This window comes from Embleya sp. AB8 (assembly GCF_049739465.1).
GTDB lineage: Bacteria > Actinomycetota > Actinomycetes > Streptomycetales > Streptomycetaceae > Embleya.
In genome coordinates this window covers 106,167-129,837 of record NZ_JBMHHY010000033.1, presented here as the reverse complement: position 1 = coordinate 129,837, position 23,671 = coordinate 106,167, and the positions used below count along the sequence as shown (strand labels likewise).

At 72.6% G+C, this 23,671-nt stretch carries 21 protein-coding genes and 1 riboswitch; of the genes, 5 read left to right on the top strand and 16 right to left on the bottom strand.

All coding sequences use genetic code 11. The annotated features are described in order from the left end of the window. Positions 1-550: 550 nt before the first annotated feature. Entirely contained in the window at positions 551-1,378 is an 828-nt protein-coding gene (locus tag ABIA38_RS37790) for a PucR family transcriptional regulator (RefSeq protein ID WP_424643505.1), read from the bottom strand. Between the two features lie 1,233 nt (positions 1,379-2,611). Here ABIA38_RS37790 and ABIA38_RS37785 point away from each other — a divergent pair. Beyond that, positions 2,612-4,453, top strand: a complete 1,842-nt coding sequence (locus ABIA38_RS37785; RefSeq protein ID WP_424643507.1) for an AAA family ATPase — start codon at positions 2,612-2,614, stop codon at positions 4,451-4,453. 21 nt (positions 4,454-4,474) lie between these two features. On the opposite strand, the gene ABIA38_RS37780 is transcribed toward ABIA38_RS37785, so the two are convergent. Beyond that, positions 4,475-4,597, bottom strand: a complete 123-nt coding sequence (locus ABIA38_RS37780; protein WP_424643504.1) for a hypothetical protein — start codon at positions 4,595-4,597, stop codon at positions 4,475-4,477. Between the two features lie 14 nt (positions 4,598-4,611). On the opposite strand from ABIA38_RS37780, the gene ABIA38_RS37775 reads away from it, so the two are divergent. Then, the gene (locus ABIA38_RS37775) at positions 4,612-6,354 is read left to right on the top strand and encodes a pyruvate dehydrogenase (protein WP_424643503.1); all 1,743 of its coding nucleotides are present in this window, start codon (positions 4,612-4,614) and stop codon (positions 6,352-6,354) included. Between the two features lie 193 nt (positions 6,355-6,547). Here the strand turns inward: ABIA38_RS37775 and ABIA38_RS37770 are convergent, their stop codons facing one another. The 8 genes from ABIA38_RS37770 to ABIA38_RS37735 form a co-directional block, all read right to left on the bottom strand. After that, the gene (locus ABIA38_RS37770; RefSeq protein ID WP_424643502.1) at positions 6,548-7,012 is read right to left on the bottom strand and encodes a PH domain-containing protein; all 465 of its coding nucleotides are present in this window, start codon (positions 7,010-7,012) and stop codon (positions 6,548-6,550) included. Positions 7,013-7,107: 95 nt separating this feature from the next. Then, a complete protein-coding gene (gene hisG / locus ABIA38_RS37765) occupies positions 7,108-7,971 on the bottom strand; it encodes an ATP phosphoribosyltransferase (RefSeq protein ID WP_424643501.1) in 864 nt (287 codons plus the stop codon). Between the two features lie 83 nt (positions 7,972-8,054). Further along, positions 8,055-8,318 carry a phosphoribosyl-ATP diphosphatase gene (locus tag ABIA38_RS37760; RefSeq protein WP_424643500.1) on the bottom strand — a complete coding sequence of 88 codons (264 nt, stop codon included), beginning with the start codon at positions 8,316-8,318 and terminating at the stop codon, positions 8,055-8,057. A 79-nt stretch (positions 8,319-8,397) separates the two neighbouring features. Further along, positions 8,398-8,889, bottom strand: coding sequence for a 6,7-dimethyl-8-ribityllumazine synthase (ribH, locus tag ABIA38_RS37755; RefSeq protein WP_424643499.1), 492 nt, complete (start codon positions 8,887-8,889; stop codon positions 8,398-8,400). Between the two features lie 261 nt (positions 8,890-9,150). Beyond that, positions 9,151-10,506 carry a bifunctional 3,4-dihydroxy-2-butanone-4-phosphate synthase/GTP cyclohydrolase II gene (locus ABIA38_RS37750; RefSeq protein WP_424643498.1) on the bottom strand — a complete coding sequence of 452 codons (1,356 nt, stop codon included), beginning with the start codon at positions 10,504-10,506 and terminating at the stop codon, positions 9,151-9,153. Beyond that, positions 10,503-11,165, bottom strand: coding sequence for a nicotinamide mononucleotide transporter family protein (locus tag ABIA38_RS37745; RefSeq protein ID WP_424643497.1), 663 nt, complete (start codon positions 11,163-11,165; stop codon positions 10,503-10,505). Before ABIA38_RS37745 ends, ABIA38_RS37750 begins: the two co-directional genes overlap by 4 nt. After that, positions 11,162-11,782: a riboflavin synthase gene (locus ABIA38_RS37740; RefSeq protein WP_424643496.1), complete on the bottom strand. Its 621-nt coding sequence runs from the start codon at positions 11,780-11,782 to the stop codon at positions 11,162-11,164. The genes ABIA38_RS37745 and ABIA38_RS37740 overlap by 4 nt, the downstream gene beginning before the upstream one ends. Before the next feature lie 3 nt (positions 11,783-11,785). After that, on the bottom strand, positions 11,786-12,313 hold the full coding sequence (locus tag ABIA38_RS37735) for a hypothetical protein (RefSeq protein WP_424643495.1): 528 nt from the start codon (positions 12,311-12,313) through the stop codon (positions 11,786-11,788). Between the two features lie 121 nt (positions 12,314-12,434). Further along, positions 12,435-12,582, bottom strand: a riboswitch (FMN riboswitch). 187 nt (positions 12,583-12,769) lie between these two features. Here ABIA38_RS37735 and rpe point away from each other — a divergent pair. Beyond that, complete coding sequence (gene rpe / locus ABIA38_RS37730; RefSeq protein WP_424643494.1) at positions 12,770-13,444, top strand: ribulose-phosphate 3-epimerase; 675 nt, start codon at positions 12,770-12,772, stop codon at positions 13,442-13,444. Positions 13,445-14,180: 736 nt separating this feature from the next. Here rpe and ABIA38_RS37725 read toward each other — a convergent pair. The 5 genes from ABIA38_RS37725 to def form a co-directional block, all read right to left on the bottom strand. Next, complete coding sequence (locus tag ABIA38_RS37725; RefSeq protein WP_424643493.1) at positions 14,181-14,954, bottom strand: class I SAM-dependent methyltransferase; 774 nt, start codon at positions 14,952-14,954, stop codon at positions 14,181-14,183. A 144-nt stretch (positions 14,955-15,098) separates the two neighbouring features. Next, on the bottom strand, positions 15,099-15,800 hold the full coding sequence (locus tag ABIA38_RS37720; RefSeq protein ID WP_424643492.1) for a hypothetical protein: 702 nt from the start codon (positions 15,798-15,800) through the stop codon (positions 15,099-15,101). Positions 15,801-16,029: 229 nt separating this feature from the next. Continuing rightward, the gene (locus ABIA38_RS37715) at positions 16,030-17,424 is read right to left on the bottom strand and encodes an RsmB/NOP family class I SAM-dependent RNA methyltransferase (RefSeq protein WP_424643491.1); all 1,395 of its coding nucleotides are present in this window, start codon (positions 17,422-17,424) and stop codon (positions 16,030-16,032) included. Between the two features lie 5 nt (positions 17,425-17,429). After that, positions 17,430-18,362, bottom strand: coding sequence for a methionyl-tRNA formyltransferase (fmt, locus tag ABIA38_RS37710; protein ID WP_424643490.1), 933 nt, complete (start codon positions 18,360-18,362; stop codon positions 17,430-17,432). Between the two features lie 6 nt (positions 18,363-18,368). Beyond that, positions 18,369-18,914 (bottom strand): peptide deformylase, encoded by a 546-nt coding sequence (def, locus tag ABIA38_RS37705; RefSeq protein WP_424643489.1) that lies wholly within the window; start codon positions 18,912-18,914, stop codon positions 18,369-18,371. Between the two features lie 144 nt (positions 18,915-19,058). On the opposite strand from def, the gene ABIA38_RS37700 reads away from it, so the two are divergent. Both ABIA38_RS37700 and ABIA38_RS37695 read left to right on the top strand, forming a co-directional pair. Beyond that, positions 19,059-19,667, top strand: a complete 609-nt coding sequence (locus ABIA38_RS37700) for an RNA polymerase sigma factor (RefSeq protein WP_424643488.1) — start codon at positions 19,059-19,061, stop codon at positions 19,665-19,667. Continuing rightward, a complete protein-coding gene (locus tag ABIA38_RS37695) occupies positions 19,664-20,908 on the top strand; it encodes a hypothetical protein (RefSeq protein WP_424643487.1) in 1,245 nt (414 codons plus the stop codon). The genes ABIA38_RS37700 and ABIA38_RS37695 overlap by 4 nt, the downstream gene beginning before the upstream one ends. Before the next feature lie 430 nt (positions 20,909-21,338). Here ABIA38_RS37695 and ABIA38_RS37690 read toward each other — a convergent pair whose 3' ends face one another. After that, positions 21,339-23,576, bottom strand: a complete 2,238-nt coding sequence (locus ABIA38_RS37690; protein ID WP_424643486.1) for a primosomal protein N' — start codon at positions 23,574-23,576, stop codon at positions 21,339-21,341. Between the last annotated feature and the right edge of the window lie 95 nt (positions 23,577-23,671).

Here is a 23,671-nt window from a genome sequence, read left to right as displayed (position 1 = left end):
GGGAAGCCGACCCGGGTGGTAACGGCCACGTAGTGGACGGGCAACAACGGATGCGAAGCACCAAGCAAGACCCCGGCCCCGGAGGGGACGTGCAAGCCCCACGCCAGGGCGACACCGGCCTCCGGCACGAACTGGGCGAACCCGACCGGAGAGACAGCCCGGCGCGCAGCGACGGTCCGAACTCGGCCGCGGAGCGGACGTGCAGCGACGAGACGGCGGCCCCCGCCACGACCCGGCCCCGCTGAACGGACCCGGGGCGACTGCGGAGTTGCCGAACGCCACGACGCCAAGCGGCCCACCGCCCCCGGTCACGCAGCGCGGAGCGCCCGAGCAACCCGGCTGCCCCGCAGCCGGGTTGGGTCGCGCGCCGGATGTTTCGGATTGGTTGCTCGGCCGCCTCGTCGCAGCGTTGTATGCGCCTTCCGTACCCCGGGGTTCCGGTCCGGCGCTCCGTCGGCCCGACTCGCTGCGCTCCTGGCCTACATGCCTGCTCCGGTAGCCTGCGGCCCGGCCCGGCCCAGCCCAGCCGAGCGCAAACTCCCCCTCCCCCTCACCTCCCCTGCATGCGGACGATCTGCAACGCGATCATCAGGTTCAGGCGCAGGTGGGGGTCCTGGGTGAAGGGGCCCAACAGGCGTTCCAGCTTGGTGATTCGGTAGCGCAGGGTGTTGTAGTGGACGTACAGGCGCCTCGCCGTCTCCGCCACGTTCAGGTTGGTGTCGAGCAAGGCCTGCAGTGTGTTGCGTAGGTCGGCCGCCTCCGGGTCTCGGGGCCGCGCCAACGAGCGCAGCGCCTCCCGTGCGAAGCGGTCGAGTTCGCCCGGGTCCGGGATCAGACTGAGCAACCGGAAGACGCCCAGTTGGTCGAAGTCGGCCACCGCGCCCGGGCCGTGGATGCGTCGGCCTGCCGCCACCGCGCGGCGGGCCTGTTCGTACGCCGCCGGCAGCGCGTCCAAGGATTCCGCCGGGCGGCTGATCCCCGTCGTGAAGGAACGGATCAGCGTCGCGCAGTCCGCGTGTACCAGCGCCGCGAGTTCGGCCACGAGCCGGGCGGACTGGCCGTCGGCCGGTGCCCCGAGCAGGGCCACCACCTCGCGCGGATACGCCGCGACCGCCGCCTCGGGAGCGCGTGCGCCCACCGCCGTCGACCAGGCCAGCGCAAGCGCCTCCTGGCCAGCCCGAATCGCCCGCGCGTCGCCGCTCGCCGCGGGCGGGTCGACCTCGACGACCACGACCAGGAGCGGACCGGTCGGCAACGCGGCCCAGCCGGTCAGGTCGGTGCTGCGCCCGGTCAGCAGGTCGCGCATCAGGTCGCTGCGGTACTTGGCGTCCGAAGCAGCCTGCGCCAACCGCCTCGACAGCCCGATCGCGGTCTCCACCAGCGGCCGACCCGCACTTGGCGACACAACCGATGAAACGGGCGAAGCAGGTGGAGCAGGTGAAGCATGCAGAGCAGATGTAGCAGATGTAGCAGGTGAAGCCGGCGAAACCGGTGAAACCGGCAAGTCCGGTGCGCTCGGCAAGACCGACGCACCGTGCGCGCCCGGCGCAACCACCCCGCCCGAAGCCCCCGAAGCCCCCGGAACTTCCGAAGCCCCCGAAGCCCCACCGCCACCCGCCCCCGCCCCCGCGTCCCACGCCGTCGACGCCCCCGCCACCCTCGCCCGCGGCACGCCCGCCCCCGGCTCCGGTGCGCTCGCCCCGCCGCCCACCGCCTTCCGGCGCCGTGGCGGCAGTCGGCGTGGCGCCGCGCCGGCCACCACCGCGCGCCCGGTGCCGCCACCGCTCTTGTCGGCGGGACGAAGCGGTGGTTCGCCCCCGGTTGCCGTTCCGCCCGCGTCCCCGAGGTTGCCCATATACCGACCGTAGCGTTACAAACACGGGCCCGCCGGCACCATGGAGAGCGCGCGGGCAGTGCACACCCGGAGTGCGCGGGGCGCACGATCCGCAATCCGGAGCCCCTCCACAACCCACGCCCCCGGAAGGCAAAAACTCGCCCATGCATCTCCCCGCGTGGCGCGCTTGACCCTTACGCCCGAATCGCCATAGCTTGCGAACCAGCGGGCACCGCAAGCCCCCCGGTCCCGCGCCTGGTACGAAGCCCTCGGTCGTTCCCCCGCGACCGGGGGCTTCTCCACGCGACCCCCCAATCACCACCCGCCCTACCCGCCCTACCCGTCCCACCCACCCCAACCGTCCCACCCACCCCAACCGAACACCGCCACCCGAAACCGACCAGCGCCCGAGCACAACCCCACCCCAACCGCCATCCCAACCCCCACCACCCCAAATACCGTTCGCCCCTCGGATTGCCGGGCCCCGCTCGGTACGATGCGCGGGGGCGAACGCGTGGCGATACGGACACCATCCGTGACCGTTGCGCACAAGCCGGCGTGACGGGCAGCGGAACGGGAGAGGCTCTAAGGGGCGTCGCCGATCGGGCGGAATGGACGCACCGGGATTCATCGGCAGCGGGCCGACATCCTCTCGAAGTCCCCTCGGGGACACGGGCACGCGGAGAGGACCGGCCGGGGGAAGGGGGGTCCACCGTGGGACAGACCGAACGTGGCGCACGCACCGGAAGTCCGGCCGAACTGGCCTGGTTGCGCGGCATGGACGCCTACGTCGCCGGCGAATACGGCCAGGCGGAGGTGCAGTTCCGCGCCGCCGTCGAGGCCGATCCGGGGATGGCCGACGCCTGGCTGGGGCTGCACGCGCTCAAGGTGGAGGTGGCCGCCGCCGTGGTGGCGATGCACACCCACCGCGAACGTTTCGGCGAGCAGCGCGCCAAGTACGGCCGACCGCTCAACTCCTGGTACTGGCTGGGCTGGTGGGTACAACTGGTCCTGGAGACCCCGCGCGACCTCGCCCTCGCCCACGCCTCCCACTGGTTGGACGGCCGGCACCTGCCCGAGTTGGACGCCGCCCTCGCCCTGTGCCCGCCCGCCGAACAGGACGCGGCCACCCGCTTCCTCCTCGCCTGCCGGGCCTACCTGGGCAAGGACTGGCAGCAACTCCTCCGGCACACCGCCGGGTTGGACGACGACGCGCTGCTCGGCGTGGAGGCGGGCCTGTTCGCTGGCATGGCCCGGGTCCGGCTCGGGCTCTACGCCAAGGCCGAACAGGTGCTCGCCACCGCGCTGGTGCGCTGCCGGTCCGAGCATCCGCAGCGCAAGGAACTGCGCTACTGGCTCGCGCGCGCGTACGAGGAGACCGGCCGCACCCCGGCCGCCCTCCCCCTGTACCGCGCCGTACACCAGGCGGACCCCTCGTTCATGGACACCGCCGCCCGGCTGTCCTCGCTCGCGGCCGGCGAACCGCTCGACGAATACGGCGGGATGACCGCCCGCCTGGCCGGCCCCGTGGTCGGCCGCGGCCCGCTCCCCGACGTACTGCCCCCGATACCCGCGACCGCTCCCCCGCCCGCCGGACCGACCGCCGGACCACCGCCGGCCGCCGAGGTCGAGCGCGAGCCGGACCCGATCCCCGACAACGGCGACGCCGACCTCGAACCCGACCTCGACCTCGATCCCGAGGCCGACCCCGAGGCGGACGTACAGGTCGCGGACCGCCCCGCGCCGATGCGCCCGGCCGCCGCCCCCGCACAACTCGCCCTCGTACTGGCCGAATTGGAGTCGATGGTCGGCCTGGAGCCGGTCAAGCGCCAGGTCCGCGCGCTGTCCGCGCAGATGCGCATGGCCCGACTGCGCGAGGCGCAGGGGCTGCCCGCCCAGGCCCCCAAGCGGCACTTCGTCTTCTCCGGTCCGTCCGGGACCGGCAAGACCACCGTCGCGCGCCTGCTCGGCCGGGTCTTCGCCGCGCTCGGCCTGCTCGAGAGCGATCGCCTGGTCGAGGCGCAGCGCTCCGATCTGGTCGGCGAGTACCTGGGCCAGACCGCGGTCAAGACCAGCGAGCTGATCGACTCGGCGCTCGGCGGCGTGCTGTTCGTGGACGAGGCATACGGGCTCACCAACGTGGGCTACTCCAAGGGCGACGCATACGGCGACGAGGCGCTCCAGGTGCTGCTCAAGCGGGCCGAGGACGACCGCGACCGGCTGGTGATCATCCTGGCCGGCTACCCGGAGGGGATGGACCGACTGCTCACCTCGAACCCGGGTCTGATGTCGCGCTTCACCACCCGGGTCGAGTTCCCCTCCTACGGCGCCGAGGACCTGGCCCGGATCGCCGAGGTGATGGCGGCGGCCGGCGGCGACGTGTGGGACGAGGACGCCGCCGCCGAACTGCGCAGCATCACCGGCCACGTCCGCGAACAGGGCTGGATCGACGAGCTGGGCAACGCCCGCTTCGTCCGCACCCTCTACGAGAAGTGCTGCATGTACCGCGATGTCCGCCTGGTCGAACTGCCGGACGGCCCGGACCTGGCCGAACTGACCACACTGCGCCTGTCCGACCTGTTCCAGGCATATGGGGATCTCGCGGACGGCCGGGGATAGCCGAGCGCCACCGGGGTAGGGCTATCCGATCATCGTCTTTGTCAGATCCATCAGATCCATCGGATCGATCGGATCCATCAGATCCATCGGATCGGTCGGATCGGTCGGATCGCGGCATCGGCGAGGCACCGAAACGAGCAGCACGAAAGGGTCCCCCCGTGGCCAAACAGACCGTCGCCGAGCAGTTCGTCGACATCCTCGCCCAGGCGGGCGTCCGGCGCCTCTACGGCGTCGTGGGCGACAGCCTCAACCCGATCGTGGACGCGGTCCGGCGCAACGCCGCGATCGACTGGGTACACGTCCGGCACGAGGAGGTGGCCGCGTTCGCGGCGGGCGCCGAGGCGCAGTTGACCGGTCGCCTCGCCGCCTGCGCGGGCAGTTGTGGGCCGGGCAATCTGCATCTGATCAACGGCCTGTTCGACGCGCATCGTTCGCACGCCCCGGTGCTCGCCCTGGCGTCGCACATCCCCAGCGGCGAGATCGGCACCGGCTACTTCCAGGAGACGCATCCCGAACGGCTGTTCGTCGAGTGCAGCCACTACAGCGAAATGATCGGTACGCCCGAGCAGATGCCCCGGGTGCTGCAATCGGCGATCCAGCACGCGGTGGGCCTGGGCGGGGTGTCCGTGGTCACCCTCCCGGGCGATGTCGCGGGTCGGCCGGCGCCGGAGCGGGCGCACCAGGTGGCGCTGCCCACCTCGCTCCCCTCGGTGCGGCCCGGCGAGGCGGATCTGGCCACGCTGACCCGGATGGTCGACGAGGCCGATCGGGTCACCCTGTTCTGCGGTGCGGGGACGGCGGGGGCGCACGCGGAGGTGATGGCCTTCGCCGACCGGATCAACGCGCCGGTGGGGCACGCGCTGCGCGGCAAGGAGCACATCCAGTACGACAATCCGTTCGATGTGGGCATGTCCGGCCTGCTGGGCTACGGCGCGGCCTACGAGGCGATGCACGAGGCGGACCTGCTGATCCTGCTCGGCACCGACTTCCCGTACAACGCCTTCCTGCCGCAGGACGTGGCCACCGTGCAGGTGGACGTACGGCCCGCGCATCTGGGTCGACGGACCAAGCTGGACCTGGCGGTCTGGGGCGACGTACGCGAGACGTTGTGCGCGCTGACCCCGATGGTGCGGGCGAAGACCGACCGCCGATTCCTGGACCGGATGTTGCGCAAGCACGCCGACGCCCTCGAAGGGGTCGTGAACGCGTACACCCGCAACGTCGAGAAGCACCTGCCCATCCACCCGGAATACGTCGCCTCGATCCTGGATGAGGAGGCCGCCGACGACGCGATCTTCACCGTCGACACCGGCATGTGCAACGTGTGGGCGGCGCGCTATCTGACCCCGAACGGGCGGCGTCGGGTGATCGGTTCGTTCTCGCACGGCTCGATGGCCAACGCCCTCCCCCAGGCGATCGGCGCGCAGTTCCTGGACCGGGAGCGGCAGATCGTGTCGATGTCCGGCGACGGCGGATTCTCGATGCTGATGGGCGATTTCCTCACCCTGGTGCAGCACGATCTGCCGGTGAAGATCGTGCTGTTCAACAACTCGTCGCTCGGCATGGTCGAGTTGGAGATGATGGTTGCGGGGCTGACGCCGTTCGGCACCGGCAACAAGAACCCGGACTTCGCGGCGATCGCGCGCGCGGCGGGCGCCTTCGGGATCCGGGTGGAAAAGCCCACGCAGGTCCGGGACGCGCTGCGCGAGGCGTTCGCACACCCCGGCCCGGCCCTGGTCGACATCGTCACCGATCCGAACGCGCTGTCCATCCCGCCCAAGATCACCGCCGAACAGATCCAGGGCTTCGCCCTGAGCGCGGGCCGCACGGTACTCAGCGGCGGCGTCGGACGGATGGTCCAGATGGCCAGGTCCAATCTGCGGAACGTACCAAGGCCGTAGTCGTACCGAAGCCGTAGTCGTACCGAAGCCGTAGTCGTACCGAGGCCGTAGTCGTACCGAGGCCGTCAATCGGCACGCCCAACGCGTCCTCGACCAAAGCACAGCCCGGCCGGCGTTCGAGGCCAAGCAGGCCGCAAGCCCGGCCGGCGTTCGAGGCCAAGCAGGCCCCGCAGCCCGGCCGGGCTCCGTCGGCTCAACGCGCGTCGGGGGCCGCCCCGTACTTCTCCGCCAGCCCGCGCAGCTCCCGCGCGGCCGAAATCGCGTCGGCCTTCCCGTTCGACGTCTGAATCCCCATCACCGGCAAGGTGTCCCCGTTGGACATGTCGATGTACACCCAGGGATCCCCCTGCCGCAGATAGACCCGGACGATCTGCGCCCACTCCAGATGCGTGGTGCGCAGCAGGTTGACCACCGTCACCCCGCCCACCGCCGCGACCACCTTCGGCCGGCCTAGCATCAACATCGCGCCGAGGCCGATCACCCCGGTGAACGCGACGCCCATCCGCGAGCCGAATCCCCAGCCGCCCTGCTCCGGCAACATCACCGCCAGCACGCACAGCCCGACCAGAATGATCGTGCCGAGCACGGCGGTGATCAGCCGGCTGCGCTTGGCGTACCAGGTACGCGGAAGGTCGACGACGGAGCTGGGGACACTCATGGCGAAACGGTTCTCCGAAGAAGAGGTGCTTGGCTGAGGTGGCCGGCCCGCCGAACCTCGAAGGACCACGGCGGACCGACCGACCGGCGGTGGACTCAAAGACGGCAGGCGTGGATCCCGGTGACCAGGATCGCGCGGGCGCCGATCTCCCACAGGTCGTCCATGATCTGCTGGGCGTTCTTGCGCGGAACCATCGCGCGCACCGCGACCCAGCCCTCGTTGTGCAGCGGGCTGACCGTGGGCGACTCCAGGCCGGGGGTCAGCGTGACCGCCGCCTCGACCCGCTCGACCCGGATGTCGTAGTCCATCATCACGTAGCTGCGCGCGACCAGGACGCCCTGAAGGCGCCGAACCAACTGCTCCAACGCGGGCGAACCCTCGGCCCCCGCGCGCCGGATCAGCACCGCCTCGGAGCGCAGGATCGGCTCGCCGAACACCTCCAGGCCCGCCTGGGCCAGCGTGGTCCCGGTCTCCACGACGTCGGCGATCACGTCGGCCACGCCGAGCTGGATCGCGGTCTCCACCGCGCCGTCCAGCTTGACCAGCGCGGCGGCCTCGATGCCGTGCTCGGCGAAGTCGCGCTCGACGATGCCGATGTACGAGGACGCCACCCGCAGCCCGGCCAGGCCCTTCTTGCCCTGCCCGGCCAGCTCACGCGCCAGCGGCGCGGGCGCGGCGTAGCGGAACGTGGCCGGGGCCAGGCCCAGTTGCAGGATCTCCTCGGCCTCGGCGCCGGAGTCCATCAGCAGGTCGCGCCCGGTGATGCCGGCGTCGAGCCGACCCGAGCCGACGTAGATGGCGATGTCGCGCGGGCGCAGGAAGAAGAACTCGACGTTGTTGTCCGGGTCGGTGAGGATCAGTTCCTTGGAGTGCTTGCGCTGCCGGTAGCCCGCCTCATGCAGCATCGCCGACGCAGGCTCGGAGAGGGAACCCTTGTTGGGGACGGCGATGCGCAGCATGGAATGACCCTTCGGGTGGTGCCGAACGAGGTGGTGGTACGGCGGCGTCCCCGGCCCGGGCGACGGGCCGGGGACGGCGGCTGTCACAGGTGAGCGTATACGTCCTGCAGCGAGATGCCGCGAGCGACCATCATCACCTGGAGGTGGTAGAGCAGCTGGGAGATCTCCTCGGCGGTACGGTCGGCGCCCTCGTGTTCGGCGGCCATCCACACCTCGGCCGCCTCCTCGACGACCTTCTTGCCGATCGTATGCACCCCGGCGGTGACGAGCTCGACCGTGCGCGAGCCCTCCTGGCCCGAGGCGGCCTTGTCCCGCAGCTCGTCGAATAGCTGTTCAAACGTCTTCATGGTGCCCATCGCGTGGTTGGTGGGTGGCGTGGCATGCGACTACCGATTCGACCCGGTTCGACCCGGTACGACCTGTCGATCAGGCCGAACGCCACGGTTCGGAGAGCGTACGCAACGCCATCGCGGTCACGACGGCCGCCTCCACCGCTTCGCGCCCCTTGTCCTCGCGCGAGCCGGCCAGTCCGGCCCGGTCCAGGGCCTGCTCCTCGGTGTCGCAGGTGAGCAGTCCGAAGCCGATCGGCACGCCGGTGTCGAGGGCGACCCGGGTCAGGCCGTCGGTGGCGGCGGAGCAGACGTACTCGAAGTGTGGGGTGCCACCGCGGATGACCACGCCGAGCGCGATCACCGCGTCGTAGCCGCGCCCGGCCAGCGCCTTGGCCAGTACGGGCAGTTCGAACGCGCCGGGCGCGCGGATCAGCGTGGGTTCGGTGATGCCCAGCTCGCTCAGGGCCTTGACGGCCCCGTCCACGAGTCCGTCCATCACGGCGGTGTGCCATTGCGCGGCGACCACGCCGACGCGCAGGTCATGGCAGCCCTCGACGGTCAGTTTCGGGGCTCCTGCGCCACTCATGTCTGTCGGTGTCCTTCGGCTGGAACGGCTCTGGGCCTGATTGCGGAAGTGGGGTGGGGCGGGTCGAACCTATCGGCGCGGCACCGACGGCACCGCGCGCGTGTCACCAAAACGAGTGAGGCCCACGTACGGCTGAGGCTCACGTACAGCTGAGGCGCACGTACGGCTGAGGCCCACGTACTGCCGAGGCGCACGTACAGCTGAGGCCCACGTAGTACTGCCGAGGCTCACGTATTGCCGAGACGCACGTACTGCCGAGGCTCACGCCGTACTGACCGCGTGCCCCTTCGCGTCGACGGCGTCCGCGACGTCGACCACCGACGGCGCGGTGGCCGCCGGGTCGCTCGGGTCCAGCCAGGGCAGGTCGTGCCCCATCCGGTCGCGCTTGGTCAGCAGGTAGCGCAGGTTGTCGGCGGTGGCGTGCACCGGGAGCGGGATCCGGCCGGTGATCTCCAGGCCGTAGCCCTCCAGGCCCGCGCGCTTGGCCGGGTTGTTGGTGAGCAGCCGCATCGAGCGCACACCCAGGTCGACCAGGATCTGCGCGCCGGTGCCGTAGTCGCGGGCGTCGGCGGGCAGGCCCAGTTCCAGGTTGGCGTCCACCGTGTCGTGGCCGGCGTCCTGGAGTTGGTAGGCCTGCAGCTTGTGGATCAGCCCGATGCCGCGACCCTCGTGGCCACGCATGTACAGCACCACGCCCCGGCCCTCGGCGGTGACCCGGTCGAGCGCGGCGTCCAGTTGCGGGCCGCAGTCGCAGCGCAGCGAGCCGAACACGTCACCCGTGAGGCACTCGGAGTGCACCCGCACCAGTACGTCCTCGCCGTCGCCGAGGTCGCCGGCCACCAGCGCGATGTGTTCGACGCCGTCGGTGGTGCTGCGGTAGCCGATCGCCTGGAAGGTGCCATGCGCGGTGGGCAGCCGGGTCTCGGCGGCTCGCTCGATGGTGCGTTCGGTGCGTCGCCGGTAGGCGATCAGGTCGGCGATGCTGACGATCTTGAGGCCGTGTGCCCGGGCGAACGGGACCAGTTGCGGCAGCCGGGCCATGGTGCCGTCGTCGTTGACCACCTCGCAGATCACCCCGACCGGCGCCAGGCCCGCCAGTTCGGCCAGGTCCACGGCCGCCTCGGTGTGGCCGGGGCGGACCAGCACACCGCCCTCGACCGCGCGCAGCGGGAAGATGTGCCCGGGGCGGGTCAGTTGGGTGGGCAGCGTGTTCGGGTCGGCCAGGAGTCGCACGGTGTGCGTGCGGTCGGCGGCCGAAATGCCGGTGTCCACGCCGTCCTTGGCGTCCACCGAGACCGAGTAGGCGGTGCCCTTGCGGTCCTCGTTGACGGCGGTCATCGGCGGCAGTTTGAGCCGGTCCAGGTCGGCGCCGCGCATCGGCACGCAGACCACGCCCGAGGAGTAGCGGATCATGAAGGCCATCAGCGCCTGGGTGGCCAGTTCGCCGGCGAAGATCAGGTCGCCCTCGTTCTCCCGGTCCTCGTCGTCGACGACCACGATCGCCTCGCCGTCGGCCATCGCCTTGATCGCGTCCTCGATCGTGTCGAGCACCAGGTCGTCCGGCGCGGGCGTCGGTGCCGGCACCTCGATGTCGGTGGTTTCGCTGCTGGTCTTCACGCCGTTGCCCCTTCCAGGTGCCGTTCTGCCCCGCGGGCAGCCCCCTTGTCCCGGTACCGCCGGGAGCGGTTCCACCAGTCGACGAGTCCGGCGACGCACATCACGAAGAAGACGCCGTAGACCAGTCCGCTGAACACCAGGCCGTGTTGCACGGCGAGCGGGACACCCACCATGTCGACGGCGATCCACACGAGCCAGAACTCGAACAGGCCGCGGGCCTGGGCCAGCATCGCGACCACCGAGCCGACGAAGATGTACGCGTCCGGCCAGGGCGCCCAGGAGATGCCCGTGTGCTCCAGGAGCAGCGCGAAGCCGACCGTGCCGGCCGCCATCAGCGCGACCAGCGCGACACGTTCGTACATGTTCGCGAAGCGGATCTCCACCTCGCCGGTGTCCCGCCGGCCGCGCGCCCAGCGCCACCAGCCGTAGCCGGCCGCGAGGATGATCACCACGTTGCGCATCGCGCTGCCGCCCAGGTGCACCGAGGTGTTGGCGGCGATCAGCAGCGCGGCGCCGAGGATCTGCACCGGCCAGGCCCACAGGTTGCGGCGCAGCGCGAGCCACACAGTGGCCAGCGACGCGATCTGGCCGAGCAGGTCGGACCACGGCACGGGCTTGTCCGCGACGGTGAACGCGGCGTCGTTGAGCCAGCCGATCACGATTCCTCCCGGGATGTGCCGTGTGTGCCCAGCCGCTCCACGTACTTGGCGATGATGTCGACCTCGAGGTTGACCGGGTCGCCGACGGTCTTGACGCCGAGGGTGGTCAGCGCGAGCGTCGTGGGGATCAGGCTGACGGTGAAGCTCGCGTCGTGCGCCCGGACCACGGTGAGGCTGATGCCGTCCACGGTGATCGAGCCCTTGTCCACCACGTAGCGGGCCAGGTGCGCGGGCAGCGCGATCTCCACGACTTCCCACTCCTCGCCGGGCGTGCGGGCGAGGATCTCGCCGGTGCCGTCCACGTGCCCCTGGACGAGGTGTCCGCCGAGCCGGCCGCCGAGCACCATCGGGCGCTCCAGGTTGACCCGCGCGCCGGTGCTCAGCGCGCCGAGGCTGGACTTGTCGAGGGTCTCCTGCATGACATCCGCGGTGAAAGTGCCCGCGGCCGGGTCGACCTTGTCGTCCACCACGGTCAGACACACCCCGTTGACGGCGATCGAGTCGCCGTGTCGGGCACCGGCGGTGACCACGGGGCCGCGGATGGTGATCCGGGCCGAGTCGGCCAGCCGCTCGATGGCCACGATCTCGCCGAGTTCCTCAACGATTCCGGTGAACATGCGTCAGGACTCCTTCGTACGGCCGGCGTCTGCCGGCCGGGGTCGGGCGGTGATCCGAATGTCGGTGTCGAGGCGCGTGACGTCGTCGACGTCCAGTCGCAACACCTCGGCGCCGGTGCCGATTCCGGCTAGGCGCGGGGCGGTGGGTCCGGCGCCGAGCGGGGCGGCCGGTGCGGGGTAGCCCACGAGAGTGTCGATCGGCCCGGCCGCGGCGAACACGCCGACGGCCGGGGTGGGGCCGCCCTCCGGGAGTACGGCGCGCTGATCGCGGACACCGCGCACGTCGCGCACGTCGCGCACGTCGCGCCGGTACAACTCGCCGAGCAGCGCGGGCAGATCCAGGGCGGGGTCGGCGCGTGGTACGCGCGGTATGGCGGCCTCGGGCAGGTGTGCGGCGTCCGCGTCGGGGCCGACCGCGGGATCGGGGTCGGGGTCGGCGGGACCGAGGGCGCGGCTCGCCGGCACGAGCGCGCGGCGCATCGCCGCGGTCTCGTCGACCGGCGCAGTGGTGTTGCCCTCGTTGGCCTCCACCTCGTGCCTCCTCGCGTTCGACGCGGGGCCACCGGGGTGTTTTCGGGCACAACGGCACGACGAGTCGACCGTGCGGAGACGACCGCGCACCGTGGGTACGCGGACATGCCGCAGTCGCTCGCCGCGCGCTACCTCCCATCCGGACTTTGACCGTCGGTACCGGAATTCCACCGGTTCAGCCGGCCGTCGCTCCACGTGATTGCGGGGCGTCGACCGGGTCGCGGACTGTAACCGCCGGTTCGGATTTTCACCGACCCCGGAGCGCGCGTACGTGACTTTCGTACACCTCGAAGTGTGCCACGACGGCCGACAACGTTGTCCTCGGCCAACCTGTGCCGTCCGTCACGGTGCGTTGGTATATCCGAACGCGACTGCGGCGTGGATGATCTGACGAATCGTCAGTTCGCGATTCGAGGCGGTGCGGAGGGGTCGGCCCGGCGATGAGATTCTGTGCGCATGACCGTGCAGATCAATCCGAGCATCCTGTCCGCCGACTTCGCCCGCCTCGCCGACGAGGTCGCCCAGGTGCGCAACGCCGACTGGCTCCACGTGGATGTCATGGACAACCACTTCGTACCGAACCTGACCATCGGGCTGCCCGTGGTCGAGAGCCTGATCAAGGCCACCGACACCCCCATCGACATGCACCTGATGATCGAGGACCCGGACCGCTGGGCACCCGCCTACGCCGAGGCGGGCGCGGGCAGCGTGACCTTCCACGTCGAGGCCGCGACCGCGCCGATCAAGCTGGCCCGGGACCTGCGGGCCAAGGGCGCGCGAGCATCGATGGCACTGCGGCCGGCCACGCCGATCGAGCCGTACGAGGACCTGCTGCCGGAGTTGGACATGCTCCTGGTGATGACGGTCGAGCCGGGTTTCGGCGGGCAGAGCTTCCTGGACATCATGCTGCCGAAGATCCGGCGGACCCGGCAGCTGATCGCCAAGCACGGTCTGCAGATGTGGTTGCAGGTGGACGGCGGGGTGTCGGCGAAGACGATCGAGATGTGCGCGGAGGCGGGCGCGGACGTGTTCGTGGCCGGGTCGGCGGTGTTCGACGGGCGGGATCCGGGGGCGGCGGTGGACCGGTTGCGGTCGTTGGCGGCGGGGGCTGCGGGGCGCTGCGCTCACTAGGGCGGATTGGTTTCGCCCGCCCGCCCACCCGTTGCCCTGGGTGAGCAGGCTGCGGTGGGCACGGGTCGGGGTCGGCCGGCCGGGGCCTGGCGGGCTTCGTCACGGCGGGTGAATGGCTGCGGGGCTCCCGGTGTCCTCGCCGAGGCGGGAGGCCCTCCACCCGTGGCCGACCGGATCGTCCAGGTGAGCAGGCTGCGGTGGGCACGGGTCGGGGTTGGCTGGCCGGGGCCTGGCGGGCTTCGTCACGGCGGGTGAATGGCTGTGGGGCTCTCGGCATTCTCGCCGAGGCGGGAGGCCCTCCACCCGTGGCCGACCGGATCGTCCAGGTGAGCAGGCTGCGGTGGGCACGGGTCGGGGTTGGCCGGCTGGGGCCTGGCGGGCTTCGTCACAACGGGTGAATGGCTGCGGGGCTCCCGGCATCCTCGCCGAGGCGGGAGGCCCCCGGCCCTGTGCCGACCGGATCGTCCAGGTGAGCAGGCTGCGGTGGGCACAGGTCGGGGTTGGCCGGCCGGGGCCTGGCGGGCTTCGTCACAACGGGTGAATGGCTGCGGGGCTCTCGGCATCCTCGCCGAGGCGGGAGGCCCCCGGCCCTGTGCCGACCGGATCGTCCGGGTGAGCGGGCCGCGGCCGGTACGGGTTCGGGTCTGCCACCCGCGGCCCGGCCGGATTCGTCGTGGTGGGTGGATGGCTGTGGGGCTCTCGGTGTCCCTGTCGGGGCGGGAGGGCCCTTCGTTTGTCAGTTTGTGGCGGACCAGATGGTCCAGTGGTCGGATTCGTGGATCGGGCCTTCGGGTGGGAGCCTGGCTTCGATGTAGGCGGCCAGGTCGGCGAGTTCGGCGTCGGTGAGGTCGTGCAGGATCGAGCGGCCGGTGCGGGCCAGCAGGTCGGTGGTGACCTCGCGGGCGTCGGCGTACTCCCGGCGGGTCTCGGTCAGCGCGGTGGTGCGCACCGCGTCGAAGCCGGCCACGTGCAGGGCCTCGGTCACCGTCTCGGTGGTGGGGCGTCGGGCCGCCTCGATGTCGAGCAGGGCCGGGAACCGCTCGAAGAACCAGCCGCGCAGGTGGGTGGGCGTGCCGGGGCGGGCCACGTCGGCCGGCGTGCGGTCCTGGACGAGCAGCGTGCCGCCGGGCGCGAGCAGCCGGCGGGCCTCCCGAAAGCACCCGGCGAGGTCGTCGAGGTGATGGATCAGCGCCCGCTCGAACACGATGTCGGCAACGTCGTCCGGCAGTCCGGTGGCCCGGGCGTCCCCCTGTCGAAACGCCAACCCCGCCCGATCCCCGGCCCGTTCGCGCGCGCCGGACAGGATCGCGGCGGAGAAGTCCACTCCCACCGCACTCGCGGCGCCGAGCTCCAGCCACGCGGTCGTGTACACCCCACCACCACAGCCGATGTCCACCACCCGGGCTCCCGCCGGCCGCGCCAGCTCACGCATCGTGTCCGCCCAGTCCGCGCCGGCACTGCGGCGGGCGTAGGTAAGCCGGTTGGCCTCGCTGTGGAAGTCGATGGGCATGGGATCGGCCTTTCGCCGGAGTTCGATATTTCGATATTTCGATTTCTTGGTCTCTTGATATCAAGATAGTTGATGTCGAGAGGGCTTCTCAAGGGCTTCCGAGGCGAGGCGGGGCGGAGTGGAGTGGAGTGGAGTGTGACGTCGTCAGGCTCGGCCCCGGCGGCGTTGCCAGGCCAGGTACGCGCCCGTGCAGGCCGTGACTCCCGTCATCGCGGCGATGTGTTCGCGGCCGGCGAGGTTCGGCTTCACCGCCACCTCGGCGATCATCAGGGCCCATACACCGACGAACAGGATCGGTGCCCTGCGTACCATCGCGATGCACACCACCAGGCCCACCACCGCGGCCGAGGGGCCGGTGTCCATGATGTCGCCCTGGTGGGCGTCCAGGCCCAGGAAGTGGTCCGGGCCGAGGCCGACCATCACCCGCGCGGCCAGCGTGCCGCACAGCGTCGACACGTACGCGATCACCAGCGTCCACCGCGCGCCCAGGTCGAGTTCGGCCAGTCCGAACAGGATCAGCACCTGGATCAGCGCGCCCCACACCGGCAGGTCCGGCGCCGGCACGAACAGCGAGATGGGCGTGCGCAGCAGCGCCAGCGGCAGCGGGATGCCCGCGCTCACCCCGCCCAGCACCCGGACCACGTCGCCGCCCCACTCGGTACGCCAGGCCAGCCAGAAGCCGAGCGTCAGCAACACCGTGCACACGGTCAGCGGGATCGCCCGCAGGCCGTGCGCGCGCAACTCGCGCACCGGGACCGAGGTGAGCCGCTTCCATTCGCCGCGCACCGCTCCCCCCGTGCGGGCGAGCAGGCCGGGGCGCGGGGTGCTGCGGGCGAGGGTGGACATGGGTACGGCGGCTCCTGCGCTGGCGGCTGCCGATCGCCCCGCGGACTCCTGGGACCCGAGGGGCGATCGGTGCGGCCGAGCCCGAAGTGGCGACCGCCCTCGCCGTTATGCCCCGGTTGGGCAGGATTCAGCCACCGGTCACCCCATCCGGGCGGGTGATCGCGCGCGGGCGGGCGGGTGATTCGGTTCGCCCGCCCGTCGCCCGCCCGTCGCCCGCCCGCGCGTAAGGTCAGTTCGTCCGGCGCAGCAGGGCCAGGTACATCGCGTCGGTGCCGTGCAGGTGGGGCCACAGTTGTACGTCCGGGCCGGTACCCAGGTGGGGAACGCCGGGGAACAGCGGGCGGGCGTCGACCAGCTCGGTCTCGCCGGCGCGCAGGATGTCGTCGACCACCACGCGTGTCTCGGCCGGGTGCGGCGAGCAGGTGACGTACGCGATCACCCCGCCGGGGCGGGCCGCGGATACCGCCGTGCGGAGCAACGCGCGCTGGAGTTCGCCCAGTTCGGGGATGTCCTCGGGCTTGCGGCGCCAGCGCGACTCGGGGCGGCGGCGCAGCGCGCCCAGGCCGCTGCACGGTACGTCGGCGATCACCCGGTCGAAGCTGCCCGGTTGCCAGGCGGGTCGGGTGCCGTCGGCGGTGATCACCTGATGGTGGGTCAGGTGGCCGATCGCGTTGCGGACCAGGCGGGCGCGGTGGTGGCGGCGCTCGACGGCGAGCAGCGACACGTCGCGTCCGGTGGCGATCGCGGCGAGCAGGCCGGCCTTGCCGCCGGGGCCCGCGCACAGGTCGAGCCAGCGGCTCTCGGCGCCCTCGACCTCGGCGTTGGCAAGGGCCGCGGCGACGAGTTGGCTGCCCTCGTCCTGGACCGCGGCCCGGCCGTCCCGGATCGCCTTGATCGCGGCGGGGTCGCCCTCGGGGAGGGTGGCCGCGTACGGGGACCAGCGGCCGGGCGTGGCGCCCGCCTCGTACAGTTCGGCGAGTTCGACCCGGCCCGGGCGGGCCACCAGGGAGATCACCGGGGCGATGTTGTCGGCGCCGAGGAGGGCCTCCATCGCGGCCCGGTCGTGCGGGATTCCGCGCGCGCCCAGGGCGTCCCACAGCGCCTGGACGATCCAGCGCGGGTGCGAGTGCAGCACCGCGAGGTGGCCCTCGGGGTCGTCCTCGTAGGCCGGCGCGATCTGCCGCAGCCAGGTGTCCAGGTCCTGCTTGGCGACTCGGCGCAGGATCGCGTTGACGAACTTGGCGCGGCCGTCGCCGAGCACCGCGCGGGCCAGTTCCACGGTCGCCGAGACGGCGGCGTGTACCGGGGTGCGCATGCTCAGCAACTGGTGCACGCCGAGCGCGAGTACGTCCAGGACCGGCGGGTCGATCTCCTTGATCGGCCGGTCGGTGCAGGCCGCCACGATCTGGTCGTAGGTGCCCTGGCGGCGCAGCGTGCCGTGGACGAGTTCGGTGGCGAACGCGGCGTCGCGCGGGATGATCCGGCGTTCGCGCAGCAGCGCGGGCAGTACCAGGTTGGCGTAGGCGTCGCGTTCGCCGACCGCGTGCAGGACGTCGTAGGCGGCCAGGCGCGCGGCGTCGGGACGCGGGCGGCGGTAGGGGCGTGCGGCGGGGGCGTTGGTCACGGTGCTCAGTTCGTGCCGAGGGTTTCACCGGGCTCGGGGTGTGCGCCCCGGGCCCAGTCGGTGGCGGCCATCATGCGTTTGCCCTGGGGCTGTACGTGGGTGAGTTCGACCGCATGGCTGCCGGTACCCACTCGGACCGTCTTCTTCTCCACCGCCAGCTCGCCGGGGGCCAGTTCGGTGTCGCCGGCGCGCAGCCGGACCGGGGCGAGCTTGAGGCGCTCGCCGCGGAAGGTGGTCCAGGCACCGGGGGCGGGGGTACAGCCGCGCACCACACGATCCACGCGCAGTGCGGGGGCGGTGAAGTCGACGCGGGCGTCCTCGACGGTCAGCTTGGGCGCGAGGGTGATGCCCTGGAGCGGTTGCGCACGCGCCGCCAGGCTGCCGTCGGCGATCCCGTCCATGGTCGCCACCAGAAGTCGGGCGCCGGATCGGGAGAGCCGGTCCAGCAGGTCGCCGCTGGTGTCGGTGGGGCGGATCTCGTCGGTGACCGTGCCGTAGATCGGGCCGGAGTCCAGGCCCTGTTCGATCTCGAAGGTGCACGCGCCGGTGATGTCGTCGCCGGCGAGTACGGCGTGTTGTACGGGAGCGGCGCCGCGCCACGCGGGCAGCAGCGAGAAGTGCAGGTTGACCCAGCCGTGCGCGGGGATGTCCAGGGCGGCCTTGGGCAGCAGCGCGCCGTAGGCGACCACCGGGCAACAGTCGGGGGCGAGCTCGGCGAGCCGGGCCAGGAACTCCGGTTCGCGCGGCTTGGCCGGGCGCAGGATCTCGATGCCGGCCTCGGCGGCCCGCTCGGCCACCGGACTGGCGACGAGCCTGCGACCGCGACCGGCGGGGGCGTCGGGTCGGGTGACGACCGCGACCACCTCGTGCCGGGAGTCGAGGAGGGCTTCGAGTGCGGGTACGGCGACCTCGGGGGTGCCGGCGAAGACTAGGCGCATGGGGTTTTAGAGGGCCTTCCCGAAGGTGCCGTGGGGGGAGAACTTGACCTGCGGCGGGGCCTGGCCGGCCCATTCCGCCTCGCGCAGCGCACGCAGCGCGGCCTTGCGCTGTTCGCGGTCGAGCCGGTCGATGAACAGGATGCCGTCGAGGTGGTCGGTCTCGTGCTGGATGCAGCGCGAGAGCAGTCGGGTGCCCTCGATGGTGACGGGGTCGCCGTGCATGTTGAAGCCCTTGGCGACCACGCCGTACGCGCGTTTGGTGTCGTAGCGCAGGCCCGGCAGCGACAGGCAGCCCTCGGGGCCGTCCTGTTCGTCCTCGGACAGGTCCAGGTCCGGGTTGATCAGGTGGCCCACCTCGCCGTCCACCTGGTAGGTGAACACCCGCAGCGCCACGCCGATCTGCGGCGCGGCCAGGCCGCTGCCGGGCGCGTCGCGCATCGTGTCGGTGAGGTCGGCGACCAGTCGACGCAGTTCCTTGTCGAACACGGTGACCGGGTCGGCCTTGCTGCGCAGGACGGGGTCGCCGAACAGGCGGATCGGCTGGACTGCCACGGGTGTGCTCCCCCATCGGTGGTCGGTCGTGGTGGCTGGTCGGTATCGGAGAGCGGCAAGTCTACTGAGCGGGCGGGATGCGGCCGGTCCTGTGCCTGCTTGGACCTCGGCAACCCGGTCGGGACTGACGGACACTCTCCGGATGTGACGACCGATCAGGAGCAGGAGGACGGGGATCGTGTGTTGTGGTCCCGGGTCCGCACGGGGGATCGCGACGCGTTCGCGGTGGTGTTCGACCGGCATGCGGGAGCGGTGTACGGCCATCTGCTGCGGCGCATCGGGGACGGCGGCGAGGCCGAGGATCTGACCTCGGCGGTGTTCCTGACCGCGTGGCGGCGGCGGGCCGAGGTGACGTTCGACCGGGACAGCGCGCTGCCGTGGCTGCTCGGGACGGCGAATCGCACGCTGGCCAACCGGCGGCGGGCGCTCAAGCGCTATCGGGCGCTGGCGGAGCGTGTACCGCTGCCTGCGGACGTACCCGATCACGCGGACGACGTGGCCCGACGGATCGACCAGGAACGGGCGGCCGAGGCACTGCGGCGTTCGGTGGCGCGGCTGCCTCGGCACGAGCGCGACGTCGTGGAGTTGTGCATATGGGGCGGCCTGGACCAGCAAGCCGCCGCGATCGCACTGGGCGTGGCCCATGGCACGGTCAAGGCGCGGATGCACCGGGCCCGGAAACGGTTGGGCGGCCTGTTGGCCGAAGAGGGCGTGCACGCGGGCACGTTCCGAGGCATCGAGGAGGCACGATGAGCCCGTACCACGAGGATCGGTTGCCAGGGCACGAGCGGCGCCGGCGCGAACTGCTCGCGATGCTCGGCGAGGAGGGACCGGGTCGCGGCCGGGCGTTGTTGCCCGGGATCGCGGCCGGCGCGGTGCTCGCGGTGTGCGCGGCGGGGGTGCTGATCGCGCAGCCGTGGCAGGCCCCGGAGCGGCTGGCCGCGGCCGGTCCGGTGAGCGGGCAGGAGCCGGGCCAGGGGGTGCCGCGCGACGCGGCGAAGGCGGGCGATCCGGTGCCGTGGGACGTCGCGGAGGCGACCCTCGCGACGTGTTTGGCATCGGGTCGGCGGGGGCCGGACGCCCCGCCGGGGGCGACTCGGGCAGACCCTCGGTGGTCGCGGCCGAGCGGGCTGCCGTCGGCGCCGTCGACCGGGGGTCCGACATCGCTGCCGGGGGGCGGGGACGCCTCGCTGCCGCCGGGGACGTCGGGGACCGGGACGCCGGCGTCGTTGCCGCCGGGCACCGGGGGCTCGTCGTTGCCGCCCGGGACCGGGGGCACCTCGTTGCCGCCCGGGGCACCGGGGACGCCGACCGCCGCGTGGTGGACGGGGACGCCGTCGACCGGGGCGGCGTCCCGGCCCCCGTCGTCGTCGGGCCCCTCGGCGTCCGGTGACCGGCAGGTTCGGCCGATGTTGGCGAGCGGTGGCCCGGGCGGTGCTACCCCGACCGATCGGGGCGGCGTATCGCCGGGGCCGATGCTCGAGCCCGACGCGGCGTACCGGCCGTACTTCACCGCGTGGCAGGACGACGGTAGGGGTGGGCTGCGCCCGCTGGTCCTGGCCAAGGCCGCCAGGCCGGGCCTGCTGGTCTGCTACGGGGCGGGCCCCGCACCGGAGTTCCCGATCCCGACGGCGGCGGACGGCGCGCTGGCGGGGGCGTTCGAGGTCCGGCACGGCCCGGAATCCCACCCGGTGTCGGAGTACCCGGCCCAAGCCACCCTGTTCTCCTCGAACACGTGGTGGGGACGGACCACCGGCACGGTCGCCCGAGTCGTCCTGGACCTCTCCGACGGCACCACGGCGGGCGCGGTGGTCCGCAACGGCATCTGGTTCGCCGGTGTCCCCACCAACGCCGCGGCCCCGACCCCGACCCGAATCCGCGCCTACGACGCGGCCGGCACGGTGGTCGGCGAACGCACGGCCGACGACGCCGCGCTGCGCTGCGCAGACGCGCCGGGGACCAAGGGGTGCGGCAGCCGGACACACTGGGGGTAACCGAACCCGCCTCGCCCGACGGCCCGTTGCCGACTCTGCGGTGCGGGCCGTCGGCCGTGCGTGAGCCGTCGGCTTGGCGCGGCGCGGAAGCCGGACGGGGCGCGGCGGCCGTCCGGGCCACGGGCGCGTGAACCAGCTTGGATCGACGGCCCGTTGCCGGCCCGCACGAGCCGTCGGCCATGCGCGGCGCAAGAGCCGGACGGGCTCGCGGGAGCCGGACCGGGCGCAGCGACCGCACAGCCCGCGGGCGCCGTGAACCGGCCTGGATCGACGGCCCGTTGCCGGCCCGCACGAGCCGTCGGCCATGCGCGGCGCGGGAGCCGGACGGGCGCGCAGGAGCCGGACCGGGCGCAGCGGTCGTACGGGCCGCAGGTGCGTGCACCGGGTTTGCTCGGTGGTTCCGTGGTCGGTTCCCTGCCGAGCACACGCGTCAGCCGATGTCGGGTGGGTCGATTCTGATCTGGACCGGGTCGGGGGCGGCTCGGGCCAGGCGTAGTGTCTGGGCTGCTTTGAGGGCGTGGGCCAACTCCGCGCCGCGGCCCGGTTCGATGCGGAGCAGGACACGTTCGTGGAGCACGGGCGGGGCGGGTCGGGAGGCCGGGGCGGGGGTCGGCGGTGGGGTGTCGCCGAACAGGGCACGGGTGAGCTCGGCGCGGGTTTCGGCGGCCCTGGGGTCGGGCTTCGCGGGTGGCGGCGTACGCGGTGGCGTGCGCGGCGCGGTCGGGGCGACCGGGACCGGGCCCAGCACGTCCACCCGGTCCGGGAGGCGCAGTACGGCCAGGAAGTCGGCGATGCCGGCGGCCGGCCCGGTGACCGAGGCCATCCGCGACACCGGCGGCAGGTTCAGTTCGGCCCGCTCGACCAGTTCGGCCAGCGCGTACCCCTGCGGGTCCCACCGCACCAGCGCCTGTACCGGGCGCAGCGTGGACTCGGCGACCACGACCAGCGTGCCGCCCTCCCCCGCCGGCCGGACCAGGCTCGCCGCGTCCAGCCAGCGCCGCAGCGCCTCCTCGCCGGCGCGCAGGTCGGGGCGGGTGAGCAGGGCCCAGCCGTCCAGGAGCAGGGCCGCCGCGTAGCCGCTCGGCGCGACCGGTTCGGCGCCGGGCGTGGCGATGATCAGCGCGGGCAGGTCCGGCACGGTGGTCAGGATCGCGTCGCGCCCGGAGGTACGCACCGGCACGGTCGGGAAGGCCCGGCCCAGTTCCTCGGCGGTCCGGCGCGCACCGATCACGCCGGCTCGGATCCGGTCCCCGCCGCACACCCGGCAGTGCCAGTTCGGCGCCGGGCGCGTACACCAGCCACACGTCAACACCCCGTCCCCGGAGGGCAGTTGAAGCGGTCCGGAGCAGTGCGCGCAGCGCGCCGGTTCGCGGCAGCGTTGGCACGAGGTGCGGACCAGGTAGCCCCGGCGCGGGACCTGGACCAGTACCGGCCCGCTGCGCAGCGCGTTGCGGGCCACGTCCCAGGCCAGGCTGGGCAGCCGCGCGGTGCGGGCGCCCTCGTCCCGGGCCAGATCCAGGTCGCTGCCGACGGTACGGACCAGCGGCGCGGCGGCGCGCACGGCCGGGCGGTCGGCGTGCAACGGCCGGGCCCAGCCGGTACGCACCAACTGGGCGGCCTCGACGGTGGTGGCGTGCCCGCCGACGGTGAACGCGGCGTGCTCGCGCGCGGCCCGCATCGCGAGCACCTCGCGCACGTGCGGGTAGGGCGCGTTGGGGTCGGCGTGCGAGTCGTCGCCGTCGTTCCAGACCAGGGCCAGGCCCAGTTCGACGACCGGCGCGAACATCGCCGCCCGGGTGCCGACGACCGCGCGTACCGTCCCGCGATTGATCGCCAGCCAGCGCCGGTAGCGCTCCTCGGGGCCCAGGCCGGCGGTGAGCGCGACATGCCGACCGGGGCCGAGCAGGGCGGTCAGCGCGGCATCCACGCGCTCCACGGACTTGGCGTCCGGTACGACGGCCAGTGCCCCGCGCCCGGCGGCGAGCGTCGCGGCCAGCGCGCGCGCGATCTCGTCCGGCCAGTGGGGCCCCGGCAGCGCGGTCCACACGGTACGCGGCGACTCCCCGCCGGCGAGCGCGGCCAGGTGCGCGGCGCCGGCAGGGTAGCGCGCCCACGGACCGGGGGCGGGCGGCGCGGGGCGGGGCAACGGCTGCCCCGACGGCTCCGCCTCGGCGCGCGCGTGCCGGGCCGGCAGCGCGAGTTGGACAATGTCGGCGAGGCTGCCCGCGTATCGATCGGCAACCGCCCGGGCCAGCTCGATCATCGCCGGCGCGAGCACGATCTCGGGCGAGACGACCCCGGCCAACGGGGCGAGCGGCCCGCCGTACGTGCTGCGCTCGACCCGCTCGACGATCACCCCGTCGATCAGCCCGCCGCCCCGCCGCCGCCCATCGACGACCTTGGCCCCGAACCGCACCCGAACCCGAACCCCGGGCTGGGCCACGTCGGCCAACTTGGCCGGCACCGAGTAGTCGAACAGCCGATCCAGATGCACGAGCCCCTTGTCCACCACGACCCGAGCCACCGGCAGCCGCGCAGCCTGCGCATCGACCTTGGGCTTGCGCGCCTTGGCGGCCCGAACGGCCCGCCGCGCGTCCTCGACCCCGAGCGCGAGCTGTCCGTCCTCGCCGGTACTCGTGTTCGGATCGTTCGTGGCCACACCAGGCATCTTGGCAGACCGGTCCGACGGATCCGCGCAGGTACGGGGGGACGATCCGGGCAGCGATGGTCTTGATGGAGATGATCCGTCTGCCGACAATCCGG